The 17,976-nt window shown below is 55.4% G+C and carries 15 protein-coding genes; 1 reads left to right on the forward strand and 14 read right to left on the reverse strand.

Translation table 11 applies throughout. From position 1 onward, the window contains the following. Positions 1-28 precede the first annotated feature (28 nt). From AC3QL2_RS04125 to AC3QL2_RS04185, 13 genes are all read right to left on the reverse strand, one after another. The gene (locus AC3QL2_RS04125; protein ID WP_493235385.1) at positions 29-1,078 is read right to left on the reverse strand and encodes a glycoside hydrolase family 5 protein; all 1,050 of its coding nucleotides are present in this window, start codon (positions 1,076-1,078) and stop codon (positions 29-31) included. 10 nt (positions 1,079-1,088) lie between these two features. Then, positions 1,089-2,387, reverse strand: a complete 1,299-nt coding sequence (locus AC3QL2_RS04130; protein WP_493235384.1) for an O-antigen ligase family protein — start codon at positions 2,385-2,387, stop codon at positions 1,089-1,091. A gap of 9 nt (positions 2,388-2,396) precedes the next feature. Then, the gene (locus AC3QL2_RS04135; protein WP_493240353.1) at positions 2,397-3,494 is read right to left on the reverse strand and encodes an acyltransferase family protein; all 1,098 of its coding nucleotides are present in this window, start codon (positions 3,492-3,494) and stop codon (positions 2,397-2,399) included. Between the two features lie 72 nt (positions 3,495-3,566). Further along, on the reverse strand, positions 3,567-4,556 hold the full coding sequence (locus AC3QL2_RS04140; RefSeq protein ID WP_493240354.1) for a polysaccharide pyruvyl transferase family protein: 990 nt from the start codon (positions 4,554-4,556) through the stop codon (positions 3,567-3,569). 67 nt (positions 4,557-4,623) lie between these two features. Further along, positions 4,624-5,853, reverse strand: coding sequence for a lipopolysaccharide biosynthesis protein (locus tag AC3QL2_RS04145; protein ID WP_493235382.1), 1,230 nt, complete (start codon positions 5,851-5,853; stop codon positions 4,624-4,626). Beyond that, positions 5,853-6,404, reverse strand: a complete 552-nt coding sequence (gene rfbC / locus AC3QL2_RS04150; RefSeq protein ID WP_493240355.1) for a dTDP-4-dehydrorhamnose 3,5-epimerase — start codon at positions 6,402-6,404, stop codon at positions 5,853-5,855. Before rfbC ends, AC3QL2_RS04145 begins: the two co-directional genes overlap by 1 nt. Further along, on the reverse strand, positions 6,404-7,285 hold the full coding sequence (rfbA, locus tag AC3QL2_RS04155; RefSeq protein WP_493240357.1) for a glucose-1-phosphate thymidylyltransferase RfbA: 882 nt from the start codon (positions 7,283-7,285) through the stop codon (positions 6,404-6,406). The genes rfbC and rfbA overlap by 1 nt, the downstream gene beginning before the upstream one ends. Positions 7,286-7,299: 14 nt before the next feature. Further along, positions 7,300-8,199 carry a dTDP-4-dehydrorhamnose reductase gene (gene rfbD / locus AC3QL2_RS04160; RefSeq protein ID WP_493236440.1) on the reverse strand — a complete coding sequence of 300 codons (900 nt, stop codon included), beginning with the start codon at positions 8,197-8,199 and terminating at the stop codon, positions 7,300-7,302. 13 nt (positions 8,200-8,212) lie between these two features. After that, entirely contained in the window at positions 8,213-9,271 is a 1,059-nt protein-coding gene (gene rfbB / locus AC3QL2_RS04165; protein ID WP_493240359.1) for a dTDP-glucose 4,6-dehydratase, read from the reverse strand. A 46-nt stretch (positions 9,272-9,317) separates the two neighbouring features. After that, complete coding sequence (locus AC3QL2_RS04170; protein ID WP_493236375.1) at positions 9,318-10,466, reverse strand: DUF1972 domain-containing protein; 1,149 nt, start codon at positions 10,464-10,466, stop codon at positions 9,318-9,320. 130 nt (positions 10,467-10,596) lie between these two features. After that, positions 10,597-12,855 (reverse strand): polysaccharide biosynthesis tyrosine autokinase, encoded by a 2,259-nt coding sequence (locus AC3QL2_RS04175; protein ID WP_493236373.1) that lies wholly within the window; start codon positions 12,853-12,855, stop codon positions 10,597-10,599. A 94-nt stretch (positions 12,856-12,949) separates the two neighbouring features. Further along, positions 12,950-14,086: a polysaccharide export protein gene (locus AC3QL2_RS04180; RefSeq protein ID WP_493240360.1), complete on the reverse strand. Its 1,137-nt coding sequence runs from the start codon at positions 14,084-14,086 to the stop codon at positions 12,950-12,952. A 426-nt stretch (positions 14,087-14,512) separates the two neighbouring features. Further along, complete coding sequence (locus AC3QL2_RS04185) at positions 14,513-14,857, reverse strand: hypothetical protein (RefSeq protein ID WP_493236371.1); 345 nt, start codon at positions 14,855-14,857, stop codon at positions 14,513-14,515. 407 nt (positions 14,858-15,264) lie between these two features. Between AC3QL2_RS04185 and AC3QL2_RS04190 the strand changes: the two genes are divergently transcribed. After that, a complete protein-coding gene (locus tag AC3QL2_RS04190) occupies positions 15,265-16,659 on the forward strand; it encodes an undecaprenyl-phosphate glucose phosphotransferase (RefSeq protein WP_493236369.1) in 1,395 nt (464 codons plus the stop codon). Between the two features lie 99 nt (positions 16,660-16,758). On the opposite strand, the gene AC3QL2_RS04195 is transcribed toward AC3QL2_RS04190, so the two are convergent. Further along, the gene (locus AC3QL2_RS04195) at positions 16,759-17,922 is read right to left on the reverse strand and encodes a nucleotidyltransferase family protein (RefSeq protein ID WP_493240362.1); all 1,164 of its coding nucleotides are present in this window, start codon (positions 17,920-17,922) and stop codon (positions 16,759-16,761) included. Between the last annotated feature and the right edge of the window lie 54 nt (positions 17,923-17,976).

Here is a 17,976-nt window from a genome sequence, read left to right on the forward strand (position 1 = left end):
TCAATTATCGCCACCATTTGTACAAACCCTATTTCTCGTCACACACGACAGATTGATTTTTAGAAAAGAATTTCTTTAGAACACTCAAACGAGGGGAGTCGGAGGTCTTTGATAACTTTCCCTCACTGTCAAGCGTTACTTCCGGACTCCATACATCGGCCTCTCTGAAGGAGTGATAAAACCACCCCCAACCGTTTGACTCAAATACAGATATCAGCTGATCTACGTACCAATCGCCTTGAACTCCAGCATAGTTCGACGCGCCAAACTCCCCAATAACAACTCGCCCCCCCTGAGCCTTCAACAGAGCCAACGTCATATCAATATATGATTTCAACCCGTACTGTGTCGTCAATGGAAACGGCAACCCCTTTTTCTTAGCGAAAGCCAAAACCCCTTGATGCGTGAACTCACCAGGCTCATAGTAGTGAATAGATTTCACAAAATTTTCACCACTGAATTTGGACAACCACCCAACACTCTTGTATTGACCAGACGGAACTCCCGTCGGCCCCAACCTAATTGGCGGCTGAACCAATATCGGAATGTGGTAACTGCGCTCTTTAAAGACGTCTGCAACATCTCGCAAAAATGAATCATACACATCTTCATTTTTATCAGACGGTGCCGGCTCATTGATCACATCAATCCCAACTATATACTTCTCATTTCTATACCGATCGGCAAACTGGCGAAACCCCGTCTGCACTGATTTTCGAAATACTGGATCCAACCAAATTCGATCCCCTGGAGAACCACTGAATTTCTTCACACCCCCAGGATAAGTATGAAAATCAACTACGATTCCAATTCCATTCTTTCGGGCAAAATCAACATACCCATCTAACACTTTAGTAGCGGCGTCATTAAGCTTTCCATCCTCCAAAAACAAGGACGGATTTACAAATGAAACGCGAACGACGTTTACATTGACACTCTTCAAAAACGAAAAATCGTTTAAAGAAAGAGAAGTACCTACATTCACCCCCCGCCATACCGCGTCAGGATTCCCACAAGAATAGGAATTAGCCGCCACACCAAATGTAGAGAAAAGCAGCGTCAAAATAGCTTTACGCATAACTACTCCATTATCGTTGGTTAATCGCGGCAGCTCTAACAACCCGAGCCCTATCGTACATAGCAGCCACGATTGCATAGCAAATCCAAATAATTAACTGAATACTGTCAGCTCTGAAGGACCACCCTTGCATCCCGGTAACCAAAACCAAAGATAGGACAACAAATGCAGACTGCAAGAGATTTCTCTCTTCGACCGTCTGAAGATTCTTCTTTGCAAAAAAATAGGCTTTTGCGATAGCAAAAAGCAGCACAAGAAAACTAAAGAATCCAAGCGCCCCCGTCTCAGAGGCGATAAGCAGATACATATTATGAACAGGGTATTGGAACGCTGCAGCAGCTTTGTAGAAATCATAGCCCGACATTGAATAGATAAAGGTATTCCAACCTATACCTAAAATAGGCTTATCCACGATCATTTCAAGTGCGATTGCAGCCAAGACAAATCTTGTCTCTGTATTCGACTCCGGAGCATTAAAAAATCGCTCGTACAGAGATTCGAAATTAATCAAAACGGCCATCAAAAAAACAACGAACAAAGGCGCCAGCGCATACCAAGCAGCTCTATTTTTGTAAAGCCCCTTCCCACGGGAAGACTGAAAGGTAAAAAATATAGCAACAAGAACAAAAACATATAAAGCTATTTGCGTTCTCGAATAAGTCAACAGCAGCATTCCAAACGCCGCAGCAATTGAAGCTACATATAGGAATTTGCCTTTGAAGTGTATCGCTCCCATAACACAAAACGGCAAAAGCATATTAACAAACAGACCCAATAAGTTTGGATGGCGCAAAGTTCCAGAAACGCGAACCAACCCCCCCTCCACAAACACTTCCTTTACTTCAGCGGCGTCCTCCGTAACCTCGGCTTCACCCGCCCCCAGCTGTCCAAGAGAAACTAAAAACTCCGCAAAGATCAAAAGCATTGCAGCGGGAATAAGCGCCCCCCAGGAGTTAGTGGAACGAAATGAGCGACGCAGCAACAAGAACAGAACGAAGACCTTGAAGTGCCTAGCTATTTCATAAACGGTAAACTCTGGCTTCACCGAATTAAAAATAGACAAGGAAGAAAGGCAGACAAACAAGAACGCCGAAACATTAATAAAATCAGACGCCCTTCTAAACTTGCCATCCCAATACTTGTTGATCAAATACGGAAAAAGTACAAACAACACCAAATCGTACGGTGCTAGCGCGAACTCAGCCCCACCAATATGAATTGAATCGCCTAACAATCGAAGTCTAAAGTTTAGCGCCCCCGCAAACAGGAGGAAAAAAACGCCATAGAATGATAACGACCGCTTTTCCACAATATCCTCCTAAGTGGTCAACGACTTACCTAGTCGAATAAATGGCTTTTCAATCCAGTGATGTACAAGAATAGAGGAGCCAAGAGTCAGAAAAACAACAGCGCAAACGAATCCACCAAGATTCAAAATCGAACCTTGAACAGGAAATCCATTTTTGAAAAACAAAAAGCCCACCATGTCAATAACAAAGACATGTATAAGGTAAGTGGAATATGAAATCTTCCCAATCCAAGCTAGCGCACGCCCTTGAAGCACGGAGCGTACCCTAGCGACAACAGGCCGAATAATCTCGAAGCGCTCCTGAAAAACAAGGACCGTCACGGACATCACCCACAATCCGGCCGAAATAAAGGAAGATACTCCCTCGCCTGATGCAACTATTGCACCAAGTGCAAGAGCCAAGCAAACAAGAAATAATTTGTTTTTATTTCTCCCACCAGATCCTCCACTAAAGAGACTTGCGGTACAGATTCCAATAAAGAAGAACGAGAATCTAGTGGGGAAAAATGCCCCATAAGAAAAAGTGAAACCAAGGTGACTGAGCACGAGAGAAAAAAACAGCATTGCCGCAAGAGTGAGCCCCCCCATCATTGCGGACCTACTTATAAGAACAACCAACGCTGGAGCCACAATATAAAATTGCCACTCAAGGGAAAGGCTCCAAGCCGGCGGCAAAAAAGCATCGCCCGCATGCGCCATTAGTTGATCCGGCACGCTTCCTTGCATCAGACTAAGCGCCAATACCAAGTAACTGTAGAAGTCACGCTTTAACACCATCGCGTAATCGGAATACGCCTCAACTTGAGCTACAGAAAGCCAACTTGCTTGGGTCCTAGCTACGATGCGCTCATCAAAAAAGATGATCGATATAAAAAGACAGATAAAATATACGGGAAATATCCTAAACCATCGTCTTACAATAAATGCCCCGTACCCCGAACTTCCTTTTGCCAAAATGGCTGTAGCGATAACAAAGCCGCTCAAACATATAAAAACATTAACAGGCATAACAGTCGCCAGAAGAAATTTCTTAGCAACCATCGGCAAGAAATCGAGCGACACAGCAAGATAACTATATATATGCCCCAAAACGACCCACCACGCCATTATTCCGCGTATGGACTCCAACTCAGAATAAAATGCATGGTGATTACGAGAGGAATACAATTCAATAACCCCTTAGGCAAACATCGTAGAAATTTTTTCCACAATTTCTCGGCGCGCGCCATCCGAATCAATGCCACTCGGCTTTGACAGCAACTTATCATAATCATATTGTTGCATATCAATTGCGCGATCGGCCTCGCCTACATATTCGAGAAACTTTACATTCTTGTCAGAGTAGTTATACAAGCCGTAGGGCACTCCTAAGCAGTGAGCAACAACGGCTGGATGCAAGCGAATAGAAAGGAGATACACAGATTGAGCAATAGTACCAACAACATTGCGTACGGATGCACCGCTGACTACTCTGCACCTCAATCCGTGATTCCGGAAAAAAGCCTCGGCTGTGCTGCTGACATCCTGGTCAATCTCGACATCCCCAACAATGATGCTTATATCCTTCACATTGCTCCTAGTACATACCTCGAGCGCGTGAGACAACAGGGAAGAAAGCACATTACTTGGATTATTCACATATTGCGTCAAGTCACGCAGGCAAATAGCGACCTCTTCGGATCTTTTTGTTTTCTCTCCAAATTGAGCGCCAAACGCCAAGTCGGGAACGGAGCTCAAATGAGACTCGCCCTTGACTGCATACTTTGAAAAGCACTTCCGTGACGCCTCATCACGGAAGAAAACTTTTTTTGCCAATAGGGACGCCAACACCAAGGTGAATTTGGTTTTGAGCTTACGACACTTATCCACCCCAATTCCCATGTAATAGACGGGGGTGCCTACGAGCCGCGCAATTAACATATATTTAACTCCGCCCGTACCTCCCTCATCCATAAAGCATGTTCCTCCACCCCATACGATGAACTTGGCACCCGCTACAAGGCGTACATAGTCAGAGACACGGCTACCTCTCCCTACGCGATAAACGACAATCTTCACTCTGTCTGCGTACTGAGACGTCATTGACATCAACATCTCTTGATCGCCGTATGTACAGAGCACGATCTCCTTACAACGCTGCGAGAGATTTTCAATTAGAACGCTCAACATGAGGAGATCTCCGAAATTCCCCCCGTAGTATCCAATCACCACACACTTCATCTTTTGCCCCTACATCTCAATTCAAGCCAGCGCGGTCTATGGATTCCAAGAACAACTTAAGATACAAGACAAAAACAAAGAACTCTGACGCAACGACAGACCAGGCAACTTTAGAGTTCCCTCCCTCAGCCACCGAGTAGAGTATAAAAATCACCTGCAAAAGAACTGCGAACCCGGAAATTAGAACCTTTCGCTTCACCGAGTACTCCGACATAAGCGCGGCCCCAAAGGCGGTCAGGGAGTATCTGAAAGGTATCGCAATCACTAATACACCAACAATATCAATAGCTGAAATATACTTCTCTGAAAACAAAGCAGGAATAATATACGGCGAAATGAAGTAGAGGATCCCTGAGACAACCGCCCCAGCCACAAATCCAATTGCGGAATGTCGAAGCGGCAACCACCCAAGAACGCCCTCCGCCTGAAGACGGTGATATTTTGGAAGCATATGCAAACCAAAAATAACGTTAGGCAAGAGGTAGGCTGCTGTAATTAGCGTATTTGCAACCGAAAAATTCGCGGCGGCCTCAACCCCTAATGAAACTCCAGCTAGTGCAACAATTATTTGAATTTGAGCAACATTCACAACACCATTTAGTGCATACGGAACACCACTCGCTATAAATTTCAGAGCATGAAAGAACTGGCTTTTAAGGTGCAGCAACCTTAGAGACCATTCACTTTTTTTTTCGCGAAAACCAAAACAGAATGCGAGCCCGACGAACACATTTGCGGCACCTAGCAACCAAGCAGCCGCGACTAAATTCATATTAAATAGAAGCCCGCCAGACAACACAATAAGGCGCCCGAATGGAAGTACCGCCTGAGTATTTGCAACAGATCGACCATTTCCGCTCAGCTGCCCTAATGTTGTGACAAATCCCTGGACACCGAACGCAAAGTAATACGTCGCTAGGAGCGCAACCAACCACGCGCTAACGCCTCCGAAATTGAATGCAATCACTGTTCCGAGAAAAAAGGTTGCGCATAGAAAGACCAACGCAGACAAAGCAATCGGAATCAGCGTATCGGCATCCTCGGGCCGCATCGAAACTCTTCTCAGCAATAGCCCATTGACACCAGCGCTACAAAGTGGCGCAGCAATAACAAGCACAGCGGCTATCGTTGAATACGTTCCAAACTCAACCTTAGTTAGGCGGTGTGACAGTAGCAATTGAATTGCAAGTGTTGCGATCGCGGCACCAAAAGATGAGAACAACAAGCGAAGTACTTGTGACTTCATTAGATTTGTTCGCACTCGGCCAGCACCTTGCCCGCCTGATCCTTGGCCGACAGCAGCGGCGCACCGTCCAGTTCGTGCAGCGGCCAGTCGACACCCACCATCGGGTCGTTCCAGGCCAGGCTGCGCTCGAATTGCGGGGCGTAGTAGTCGGTCGTCTTGTACAGGAAGTCCGCCGACTCGCTGAGCACCACGAAGCCGTGCGCGAAGCCCGCCGGCACCCAGAACTGGCGGTGGTTGTCTTCCGACAGCTCGACGCCTTCCCACTGCCCGAAGGTGTCCGAGCCCTGGCGCAGGTCCACCGCCACGTCGAAGACGCGGCCCTTGACGACCCGCACGAGCTTGCCCTGCGGTTGCTGGATCTGGTAGTGCAGGCCGCGCAGCACGCCCTTCCCGGAGCGGGAGTGGTTGTCCTGCACGAAATCCACGTCGAGGCCGGTGGCCTCGCGGAAGCCGCGGGCGTTGAAGCTTTCCATGAAGAAGCCGCGGGCATCCCCGAAGACCTTCGGTTCGAGGATCAAGAGGCCCGGGATGCGTGTCGGGGTGACCTGCATCAGAACACCTTCTCTTCGAGGAGGCGCAGCAGGTACTGGCCGTAGCCGTTCTTGGCGAGCGGGGCGGCGAGCTTTTGCAGGTGGGCGGCGTCGATCCAGCCGGCGCGCCAGGCGATCTCTTCGGGGCAGGCGATCTTGAGGCCCTGGCGCTTTTCGATGGTCTGGATGAACAGGCTGGCGTCGAGCAGGCTTTCGTGGGTGCCGGTGTCGAGCCAGGCGTGGCCGCGGCCCATGACCTGCACGTCGAGGGCGCCCCAGTCGAGGTACTGGCGGTTGACGTCGGTGATCTCGAGCTCGCCGCGCGGGCTGGGCTGGATGGACTTGGCGACGTCGACGACCCGCTGGTCGTAGAAGTAGAGGCCGGTGACGGCGTAGCGGCTCTTGGGGACCTTGGGCTTCTCTTCGAGGCTGATGGCGTGGCCGTGGGCGTCGAATTCGACGACGCCGTAGCGTTCGGGGTCGGTGACCGGGTAGGCGAAGACGGTGGCGCCGTCTTCTTTCTGGGTGGCGGCGCGCAGGTCGGCGGCGAGGTCGTGGCCGTAGAAGAGGTTGTCGCCGAGCACGAGGGCGCTGGGATTATTGCCGACGAAGTCTTCGCCGATCAGGAAGGCCTGGGCGAGGCCGTCGGGGCTGGGCTGGACGGCGTACTGGAGGTTGAGGCCCCACTGGCTGCCGTCACCGAGCAGCTGGGTGAAGCGCGGGGTGTCCTGGGGGGTGGAGATGATCAGGATGTCGCGGATGCCCGCCAGCATGAGGGTGCTGAGGGGATAGTAGATCATCGGTTTGTCGTAGACCGGGATGAGCTGCTTGGACACCGCCAGGGTGGCGGGATGGAGCCGGGTGCCGGAGCCGCCGGCGAGGATGAGGCCTTTGCGTTGCATGGTGGGGTCCTGGGTCAGTTCGGGAGGATTTCGGTGAGCATGCGTTCGACGCCCTGCTGCCACGCGGGCACGGTGAGGCCGAAGGCGGCCTGCAGCTTGCGGGTGTCGAGGCGGGAGTTGGCCGGGCGGGCGGCGGGGGTCGGGAAGGCCGTGGTGGGCACCGGGCGGATCGCGTCCAGCGCGACCTTGAGCGGGATGCCGCGGGCGCGGGCGAATTCGATGACGTGGCAGGCGTAGGCGTGCCAGGTGGTCTCGCCACCGGCGACGAGGTGGTAGAGGCCACCGAGGTCCGGGTTGGCGAGGGTGGCGCGGGCGGCGTGGGCGGTGACGTCGGCGAGGAGCTCGGCGCCGGTGGGGGCGCCGTGCTGGTCGTCGATGACGGTAAGCGCATCGCGTTCGGCGGCAAGCCGGAGCATGGTCTTGGCGAAGTTGCCGCCGCGGGCGGCGTACACCCAGCTGGTACGGAAGATGAGGTGGCGGCAGCCGCTCTGGCGGATGAGGTCTTCGCCTTCGAGCTTGGTGCGGCCATACACGGACAAGGGGCCGGTGGGCGCTTCTTCCGTGCGCGGGGCATCACCGCTGCCGTCGAAGACGTAGTCGGTGGAGTAATGGACCAGCAGCGCACCCTGCCTTGCCGCTTCGCGGGCGAGGACGCCCGGCGCGAGGGCGTTGAGCGCACGGGCGAAGTCGGGTTCGCTTTCGGCCTTGTCGACGGCGGTGTGGGCGGCGGCGTTGACGATCAGGTCGGGGGCGACGGCGTCGACGGTGGCGGCGAGACTGTCGGGGTCGGCGAAGTTGCCGGAGAGGCCCGGCGCGCCGTCGTGGTCGAGGGCGATGACCTCACCCAAGGGGGCGAGGCTGCGCTGCAGTTCCCAGCCGACCTGGCCGTTCTTGCCGAAGAGGAGGATCTTCATCGGGGGCGTCCTTTCAGCGGGCGGTGTAGTTCTTTTCGAGCCACTCGCGGTAGGCGCCGCTTTGCACGTGGGCGACCCAGTCCTGGTGCGCGAGGTACCACTCCACCGTTTTGCGGATGCCGGTGTCGAAGGTCTCAAACGGGCGCCAGCCGAGTTCGCGTTCGATCTTGCGGGCGTCGATGGCGTAGCGGCGGTCGTGGCCGGGGCGGTCGGCGACGTAGGTGATCAGGCGGCTGTAGCTGCCGGCGGGGTCGGGCTTGAGTTCGTCGAGCAGCGCGCAGAGGGTCTTGACGATGTCGATGTTGGGTTTCTCGTTCCAGCCGCCGACGTTGTAGACCTCGCCGGGGGTGCCGGCGTCGAGGATGGCGCGGATGGCGCTGCAGTGGTCGGTGACGTACAGCCAGTCGCGGATCTGCTGGCCGTCGCCATAGACGGGCAGCGGCTTGCCGGCCAGTGCGTTGGCGATGATCAGCGGGATGAGCTTCTCGGGGAAGTGGTACGGGCCGTAGTTGTTGGAGCAGTTGCTGGTGGTAACGGGCAGGCCGTAGGTGTGGTGCCAGGCGCGCACGAGGTGGTCGGAGGCGGCCTTGCTGGCGGAGTACGGGCTGTTGGGCTCGTAGGTCTTGGTTTCGGTGAAGGCGGGGTCGTTCGGGCCGAGGGAACCATAGACCTCGTCGGTGCTCACGTGGTGGAAGCGGAAGGCGGCCTTGGCCTCGCCTTCGAGGCCCTGCCAGTAGGCACGGGCGGCTTCGAGGAGGGTGAAGGTGCCTTCGACGTTGGTGCGCATGAAGTCGCCGGGGCCGTGGATGCTGCGGTCCACGTGGCTTTCGGCGGCGAAGTGGACGATGGCGCGGGGCTGGTGTTCGGCCAGCAGGCGGTCGATCAGGGCGCGGTCGCAGATGTCGCCGTGCACGAACACGTGCCGGGCGTCGCCCGCCAGGGAGGCCAGGTTCTCCCGGTTGCCCGCATAGGTCAGGGCGTCCAGATTGACGACCGGCTCGTCACGCGTTGCAAGCCAGTCCAGTACGAAGTTGGCGCCGATGAAGCCGGCGCCGCCGGTTACGAGAATCATGTTGGTACCTTCACCCACAGAAATTCAAAAAGCCTAGAAAGACGTATTACGCCCTGTTCGATTCATACGAGTTCTGCGCCGATTCCCCGGGCACATAACGGAGCAGCAATGCTTCGTACTCCCCGAGAATCTTTCCCCAGGTGAAATGATGTTCATGACGCTCACGACTCACCGAACGCAGCGCATCCAGGCGCTCGGGATTCGACAATAGATCGGTGATGGCCGTATCGGCTTGATCTGCACCATCGAAATAAACAGCCCCACCATCTACGACCCAGCGATTGAAGCGGTTATCGTGGGCCAGGACGGCATTGCCTGCCCCCAACGCCTCCACCAATGACGGATTCGTTCCACCGACCTGATGTCCGTGGACATAAAACAGCGAATGAAACCGCAATGCCGACACCACGGCCGAATCGTAAATTGCACCGACAAACTTGACTTCATCGCTAGCTGCGTCAAGTACCGACCGGTGATAAGGGTTGGCTCGATCGTACTTTCCCAAAACAACCAGCTTGATACCGCGGGGCCGCCGAGAGAAACCAGAAACGATTTCGAGAAGCGAGTTCTCAGGCTCAGGACGTGCAATCACCGTTGCAAACTTCCCCGGCTCCAACCCCATGCCCCTGACAGGAGCCTCGTCAGCGGCTTTGACAGACGGGGCGCCATAGGGAATGACAGTGATTTTTTCCGATTTGACCCGCGTTTCGAGGTGACGCTTGATTTGTGGATGGTCTGCGACCAGATGATCACCAAAAAGAGAGCCCGCCCAGTCATTCAGCCAAAACCAGGTCTTTGCAACAATTCCCCATTTGGCTCGCGCCCATTCGATGCCATCCATGTTGATGACATTCTTGAGGCCAGCCAAACGCAAACGGGCGCAGAAGACAGCCGTGTTGTAGCCAAGAGTCAGCATCACACCGCTCTTCTCCTTGGCGGCATGCGCAATCGTGAGCCAGTCAAACACGACAGTGCTTGCCGCCCCATCACCTTTCACCGGGATATTCACTCTGCGGATACCCTGCCACTCGTCTTCATAAACCGGATTTGTACCTTCGTGCTGACAATAAACCGTCACTTTCCAGCCGCGGTCACGCAGATAAAGTGCCAGGCGTTCGGCAAAAGTTTCAAAGCCGCCATGTGCAGCTGGAAGCCCCCGGATACCCAATATTGAAATCTGCAGATCGTGCTTCATCGTTGTTTCCGTTTCGATGTGCCGCCGCACTTGAACATCGGCGGCACAAATGACCAATGATTAACCTATGTCCGCAAAAAAGGCGCCGAAACGCCTTTTCTGGCCAAAAGTCGTAACGTGACGTCCTTGGTTACGCCTTTTCCTTGTACGAATAGCGATACACATAGCCCTTGTAGCCATAGCGGTAGCGCTGGCGGTCCGTATTCAAATCGTTGAACACGAAGCCCTTCACGTGTACGCCAGACTGATGCAGGCGTTTGACAGCCTGCTCCAGTTCGCGGATCGGGTGGCGGCCCGCGCGGGCGACCATCAACGTTGCGCCAACGTGGCGGCCGATGATGGCCGCGTCCGACACAGCGAGGATCGGCGGTGCATCGACGATGACCGTATCAAAGCGCTCGCTCAGGTGTTCAAGCAACTCCTCGAAGCGCAGGTGCATCAGCAGTTCGGACGGATTGGGCGGGATCTGGCCGGTGGTAATGACCCACAGATTCTCGACCGCCGTCGGCTTGACGATGCTGTCGATGCTAGCGCTATCCGCCACATATTCCGACACACCGTTTTCCCGACTGAGACCGAATTCCTTGTTGATGTGGCCACGTCGCAGGTCGGCATCGACGATGACCACACGCTTTCCAGCCTGCGCCAGCACGGCACCAAGGTTCTTGGAAATGAAGCTCTTGCCTAAGCCAGGACTTGAGCCGGTAATCAGCAGAGAGTTCTGCTGTGCATCGAGTAGTGCGAAATGGATCGTCGTACGCAGGCTGCGCAAACTCTCGATGGCATCATCCTCTGGATTTGAGATGGCCAACAAGGAACCTGCCCCCTTGACGCTCTTACCATGTTTATTGATTGTGGCTTCTTCCTTGCTATGGGGAATCGACGCATACACCGGCAGTCCGAGCTTCGACTCCACCTCTTCCGGATCCTCGACCACTACATTCAAGCTACGCAACACCCATACAACAGCAAAACCAGCAATCACCCCCAAGAAGCCGCCAATCGCAAAGATGGCAATGGGCTTTAACCCAACTGGTTGAGTCGTCACCGCCGCCGGGTCGACAATACGCACATCGCCGATCGTGCCAGCCTTGGTGACACGTAGCTGTTGGGCTGTATTTACCAAATCAGTGTACAGCGTGGTGTAGACCTCTACGTCCCGAGCTAGACGCAACACGGTCTGCTGAGTATCCGGCAGTTTTGAGATGACCCCATCGAACTGAGCCCGGCGGGCCTTGAGCTTCTCCATCTTGGCGTCGGCCGCTTGAATACGCGGATGCTCAGACGTGAAGTATTGGCGGAGTTCGTCTCGCTCCTGCTTCAAGGCTACTATCTGGTTATCGACGTCAACGATAGAACCGAGAACGCTCTGAGTTTCGATGGATAGATCCAGCGAGCCCCGACTCTGCCTGTAGCCGTTATAGGCCGACTCAGCAGCATCCAACTGGCGTTTGACTTCGGGCAATTGGGTTTCGAGAAACTTAAGAGTGTTCTCCGCCTCTTCCGAGCGACGCTCGACGTTCTGACGCACGTAAGTGTTAAGAATGTCGTCCAGCACTACACCGATCTTGTCGGGGTCCTCACCTTTCAAGCTGACCTCTAGAATGCCAGACTTCTTACCCCGCTCTTTAATCGCATATTGTTTGGTGAGTTTGTCGAGCGCTTCATCTGGCGACAAGCGAACCAACTTGAAGCGCGTTCCCGGACGAGCAACTACTCTTGGAACAAAGATGGAGTAACCTTTTGCCGATGCTCGCTCTCCGACCTTCCCGACAAGAACAGGGGCATCATCGTCGGAAAATAGTTCAAACGCGCCCCCTTCCCCGAGCACAAGAGTCACTTTCTTGTCGAGCCAGTCTCGGGGGACGTCCAGTGCATCAACCTGGATTTCCTCACCACCCCACGCGTAGCTAGACAAGCCGAGCCAAGGCGTATTTAGGCCTTCATCCTTATATCGTCGCGCAATCGCTTGCCCAACAAAGGGAAAATGGACGGGATCAGCTTGGATGTTAAGACGTTTTTTCTGAATGACCTTTTCCAGGACCATGCGGGAATTGAGGATTTCCTGCTCAGCAGCGACCGTTGTGTCGCCACCGATCCCCAACAGGGGGCCTAAGTCCTTCAGTGCCGCCATTGCACTGCCTGCCCCCCCTGGTCCACTTTCCTCAACTTGCACGAGCGCGTCCGCCCGATATACCGGCTTGACGATGAACACCCATGCCGCACCCAGCAGCACGCCAAGTGCGGTGACTGCTGCGATGATCCAACGGTACTCCATGAGGATGCCGAGAATCTCCCCTAGAGACAGGCCTTCTTCATCCTCGTCATCTAGCCGCGAATAGATTTGCGATTGGGGCACCGGAGCTAATTTAAGTTGATCGTGTTCCATGAACGGTCCGTAGTCATATGTCTCGCATGCGCCCGCCGTCATGGCAGGGCGGGGCTGTATGAATTACTGGCCTAGGCCGAATTCTCCAAGCTTATTATTGCCGGCCGCCAAACAGCGGATAACGCGCGTTGCTGGTCTGGTAGAGCATCTGGGCGGTGGGCAGGATGTTTGAAATCACCCGGTTCCAGCGCACCACGTCGGCAGCGTCCACGTAGACGATGTCCCGCGGGCGCAAGGGGAACTTGTCTGCCAGCAGCATGGAATCCGGCGAGCTGCCATCCAGATGAAAGAGTTCAGGCGTATCACCCTCTCCGCGCATCACGTAGATCCACTTGGGATTGGACTTTTCCTGGCTGATATAGCCAGCATCCGCAAGAGCCTCGGCCAGAGTGGAACGCTTCTTAGTCATGACCAGGGAGCCGGGCTTGGTGACCTCACCCAGAATGAAGACCTTATTGAAGCTGCGGTCGGCCACGTTGAGGATGTCCCCGGCTTCGAGCAGCGCGTTCTGCTCGGTGGCGCCGTTTTCGTACATGGACTGGATATCCACACGGTAGGTAAGGCCCTTGCGGGTGAGCAGCACGTTGCTGTAGTCCGCTTCCGGAGTGAAACCGCCCGCCAGGTTGACGGCCTCAAGTACCGTCATGGGGATGTCGGTGATGTACTGCTGGCCGGGCTTGCTGACCTCACCCACCACATAGACACGCTGGCTGCGGAAGGCTGCCATGCGTACGTCGATCTGGGCCTTTTCGATGTACTTGGAGAGCTTGCCGATCAGTAGTTCACGAATCTGCCGGGTGGTCTTGCCTGCCACCGGGAGCACGCCCACGTAAGGATAGAAGATGGTGCCGTTTTCCGACACCACGGTACCCGCCTGATCGGCTGAGCGGTACTGACCGGCCGGGGTGGTGAGCTCAGGGTGATCCCAGACGACGATGGTGAGGATGTCGCCGGGGCCGATCTTGTAATCCGGCGGGGCCGGAATGGTAGGCGCCACACGGCGGCCTTCACCAGCCAGCGCGGACTGGCTAGCGGCCGGTTTGGGCGGCTGCGCGTTACGGAACTGCTCGATGATCAGTTCGGCCGTGATCGGCTTGATCTTGACGTTGTCCGGCACTGGCTCGGCGGCATCCGGCTGCCTGACCGGCAGCTTGATGGCGGATTGATCCCGCATGGAATACGCGCGATCGCCCGGCACCATGGCGCAGCCCGCACCAAGCAGGGATGCCACGGACGCTACCAGAAGCGCACGCGAGAGGGATTTAAGCGAGGAACAGGAAAAGCTGGGTGATGTGGGCAGATCTGTGGAGTCGCTCATGGTCCAAATTCGCTTGCGGGAGCCGCCTTTCCGAAGACCCATTCTGGCTGCCGGCACCTTGCACCAGCCAGCCTTTCCGGCATCTTTCCCCGCGCCAGAAACGATCAGGTGAACAGTCTTCGGCCAGGCCGACACCCCCTGTTATACAGATGACGAAAGCACTAGCGGGCCGCCGGTAAGCAGTAGAAAACCGGCCCGGCCCAGGTTTTTTGCAAAGAGCTTGGGTACTGATTTTTGCCGGCGAATCCTAACATGCATACGGCGCATTTATTGCATATGGATGATCCGCCGCTGCCCGGAAGGGGCAAACAAAGCGTCACACTTTGTAAGCAAGTCCTGCTAGGAAACGCGCTTGCCGATCAGAAAAAGGGCGAGGGCCAGCCCGCTCAGGAGTTGCGCAAGACCGCCTTCGGCGTCGTCCTTTGCCCCTTCTTGCGAGACGGAGCGGGTCTTGTCTGCACTGGTGCTACTGCGCCCCATCAATTGAGCTGACACGCCCTGGCCGCCGTACAGCAGCCCCTCGGCACTGGCCACCACAGTGGAAGCCATGCCGCTGGCAACCTGAACACCGCCTTCGAGACCGCGGGCCACAACAGCATGGCCCCCTTCACCACCCACCGCCCACGAAGGGCTTGCAGCGAACATCCCGACGGCTACAACGAATGGAAGAAAAGTCTTGTTCATGATGGCAGCAAAACCACTTCAATTATGGATGTATGCCATACAGCAAATATCAGGCCAGATGGTTGTGACGCGGGCATGGGATTTGTTAAATTCACAACAATTCATTGTGTTGTGATGTGGGGCGTTTTTTGCGACTGCAGCATGGAGCGCAAAAGTTTGTGTCGACTGTTAAATTTTCCGACACTAACTAAAGTTATAGACGCTGTTCAGTGCCATAAAAATGGCATAGCCACGAATTGATAATTCATGTAACATAAGTTATGTTGTTGTTTATAAAAGATTTTATTCCGTTTATCACAAAACCAATTTGGGCTCTATGAATTTTGATACGCTCAAAATGGGTTTTGTAGCCATTTGGTATATTCAGCTCCATGAATACTGCAGTGCACAATCCTGGCGGAATCAAAATGTACGGCTCGGTTGAAAACCATCATAGTTTTTTGCGTCCCAGCTACACACTCACGTCGGCCGTGGAGGCATTTCTTTACCCGGTGACCGCGGTTGTCATACTGGCGGCGTCGGCACTGGCAGCCGGGGCGCACTTCGGGTCTGCCTACGTGGTGCTCGCACTGCTCTCGTTTTCGCTGCTTTTTCCAGGCGTCACGCGCTTCAACGAGCCGCCCCGCCGGGTTATCCGCAAGGTGATGACGAGCTGGTTCCTGTTTGTGCTGCTGCTGGGCAGCTTTGGCTTGGCCAGCGGCTACCTCGATCACTTTCCCCGCCCCTCCCTGGTAGGCTGGGTTTTGATCACACCGTTTGCGCTGCTGCTTACCCATTTTGTTTCACGCCACGTGCTGCTGGGTGTGCTGGCCAAGAGCGAGCGGCAGCGTACGGCGGTGGTAGGCGGGGTGAATGAAGTGGGCCTGCGCGTCGCACAGCAGTTTCTCGACAACCCCTACCTGGGCTGCCGGGTTGCCGGCTTCTTCGATGACCGTTCGCTGGACCGCCTGCCCGAGACCAATGGCCTGCCCACGCTGGGGCGGATCAACGAGCTGGCCGAGTTCGTCAAACTGAACCGTATCGACCACATCTATCTGGCCCTGCCGATGGCCAGCCAACCGCGCATCCTGCAGTTGCTTGACGATCTCAAGGACACCACGGCATCGATCTTTTTTGTGCCGGATATTTTTGTGACCGACCTGATCCAGGGGCATTTGCACTCGGTGGGCAACACGCCGGTGGTGGCGGTCTGCGAAACGCCGTTCACAGGCTTCCGTGGCCTCGCCAAGCGGCTGTCGGACATCGTGCTGTCGTCGATCTTCCTGGTGCTGCTGGCGCCGATCATGCTGGTACTGGCCATCGGGGTGAAGATGTCTTCCCCTGGCCCGGTCATCTTCAAGCAGCGTCGCTATGGGCTGGATGGCAAGGAGATCTTGGTCTACAAGTTCCGCTCCATGCGCACCACCGACAACGGCCCGGTGGTGAAGCAGGCTACCAAGGGCGACCCCCGCATCACGCCCCTCGGCGCCTTCATCCGCAAAACGTCGTTGGACGAGCTGCCCCAGTTCATCAATGTGCTGCAAGGCCGCATGAGCATCGTTGGCCCCCGCCCGCATGCAGTGGCCCACAACGAGACTTACCGCAAGCTGATCAAGGGCTACATGGTCCGCCACAAGGTTAAGCCAGGCATCACCGGCTGGGCCCAGGTGAGCGGCTATCGAGGCGAGACGGAGACGGTGGACAAGATGGAGAAGCGCATCGAGTTCGACCTGGAATATCTGCGCAACTGGTCGCTGGGCTTTGATCTGTGGATCATCTTCAAGACCGTGGCCGTGGTGGTCAAGGACAAGAACGCGTACTGATCATCAAGCCAGCACGGAACGAAAAAGAGGCCAGGAGATGATCCTGGCCTCTTTTTTTGCCCTCACATCGTGCATGAGGGCCTTTATGGTGCGTGATGCTCAGCGACCGCGGGCATCCCCCCAGCGCAGCGGGAACTCGTCGTCACCGACGTAATAGGCGTCACCCTGGCGATTCACGCAATACTGGGGCGAAATGATCATTTCGCTGAAGCGCTGGCCTTCGGCGAGGCGGGTGTACTCAAAGAGGATGCTGCGCTCGACGCGCACACCGGGCTTGAGGTGGCTGCCATGGCCGATCCAGGTGGGGCCGATGACGGACACGCCCGGGTCGATACGGACACTGGAGCCAATATAGACGGGGCCGACGATCTGCACGCTGTCCCACGCGATGGAGGTGTTGGGGCCAACCCACACACCCGGACGGATCTCCTTGCCGGGCATGTCCATCTGGGCGACTTCACCGCTCAGCACACGCTGCAGAACGGTCCAATAGTCGCTAAGGCGGCCGATGTCGATCCAGTTGAAGAAGCGCTTCTGGGCGTAGAAGGGCAGCTCCTTTTCGACAAGCAGCGGAAAGAGTTCGCTGCCGATGTCGAAGGCCCTGCCTGGCGGGACGAGGCTGAGTACTTCAGGCTCGAACAGGTAGATGCCGGTACTGGCCAGGGTGGATTTGGCTTCGTCAGGCTTGGGCTTTTCCTGGAAGGATTTGACGTGGCCGTCGTCGTCGGCGACGACGACGCCGTAGTTCTGCACCTGGTCGCGAGGGACGTCGAGGGTGACGACGCTGGCGACGGCCTTCTTGGAGCGGTGCTCGTGGATGGCGGCGCCGAGATCCAGGTCAATGATGGCGTCGCCGCAGATGACAAGGGTGGTCTCATCGAAGAAGCCGCTGAAATCCTGGATCCGGCGCATGCCGCCGGCGGAGCCGAGGGGCTTGGGCACCACTTCGCCATGGTCGCGGACACCTTCGTAGGAGTAGCCGATGGAAACGCCCCAACGATGGCCGTCACCGAAGTAGTTTTCGATCTTGTAGTGGTTGTAGGCCACGTTGATCATGATTTCGCGGATGCCATAGCGCGCGAGATGCTCGATGAGATATTCGAGCACCGGCTTGCCCAGGATCGGAACCATGGGTTTTGGAAGATTCTTGGTGAGCGGACGAACCCGCGTGCCCTGCCCTGCGGCAAGGATCATGCCTTTTGCCAAAACACCACTCCTGTCATGAGCGGGCCCTGGAGGACTGCCGTGGGACGGCGGCTCCATTCCCGCGAGAGTTACAAGGTTTCCTTCGGCATAGATTTTAACATTTCCAAGAAC

The sequence above is a fragment of the Zoogloea sp. GW822-FHT05C07 genome (assembly GCF_058800215.1).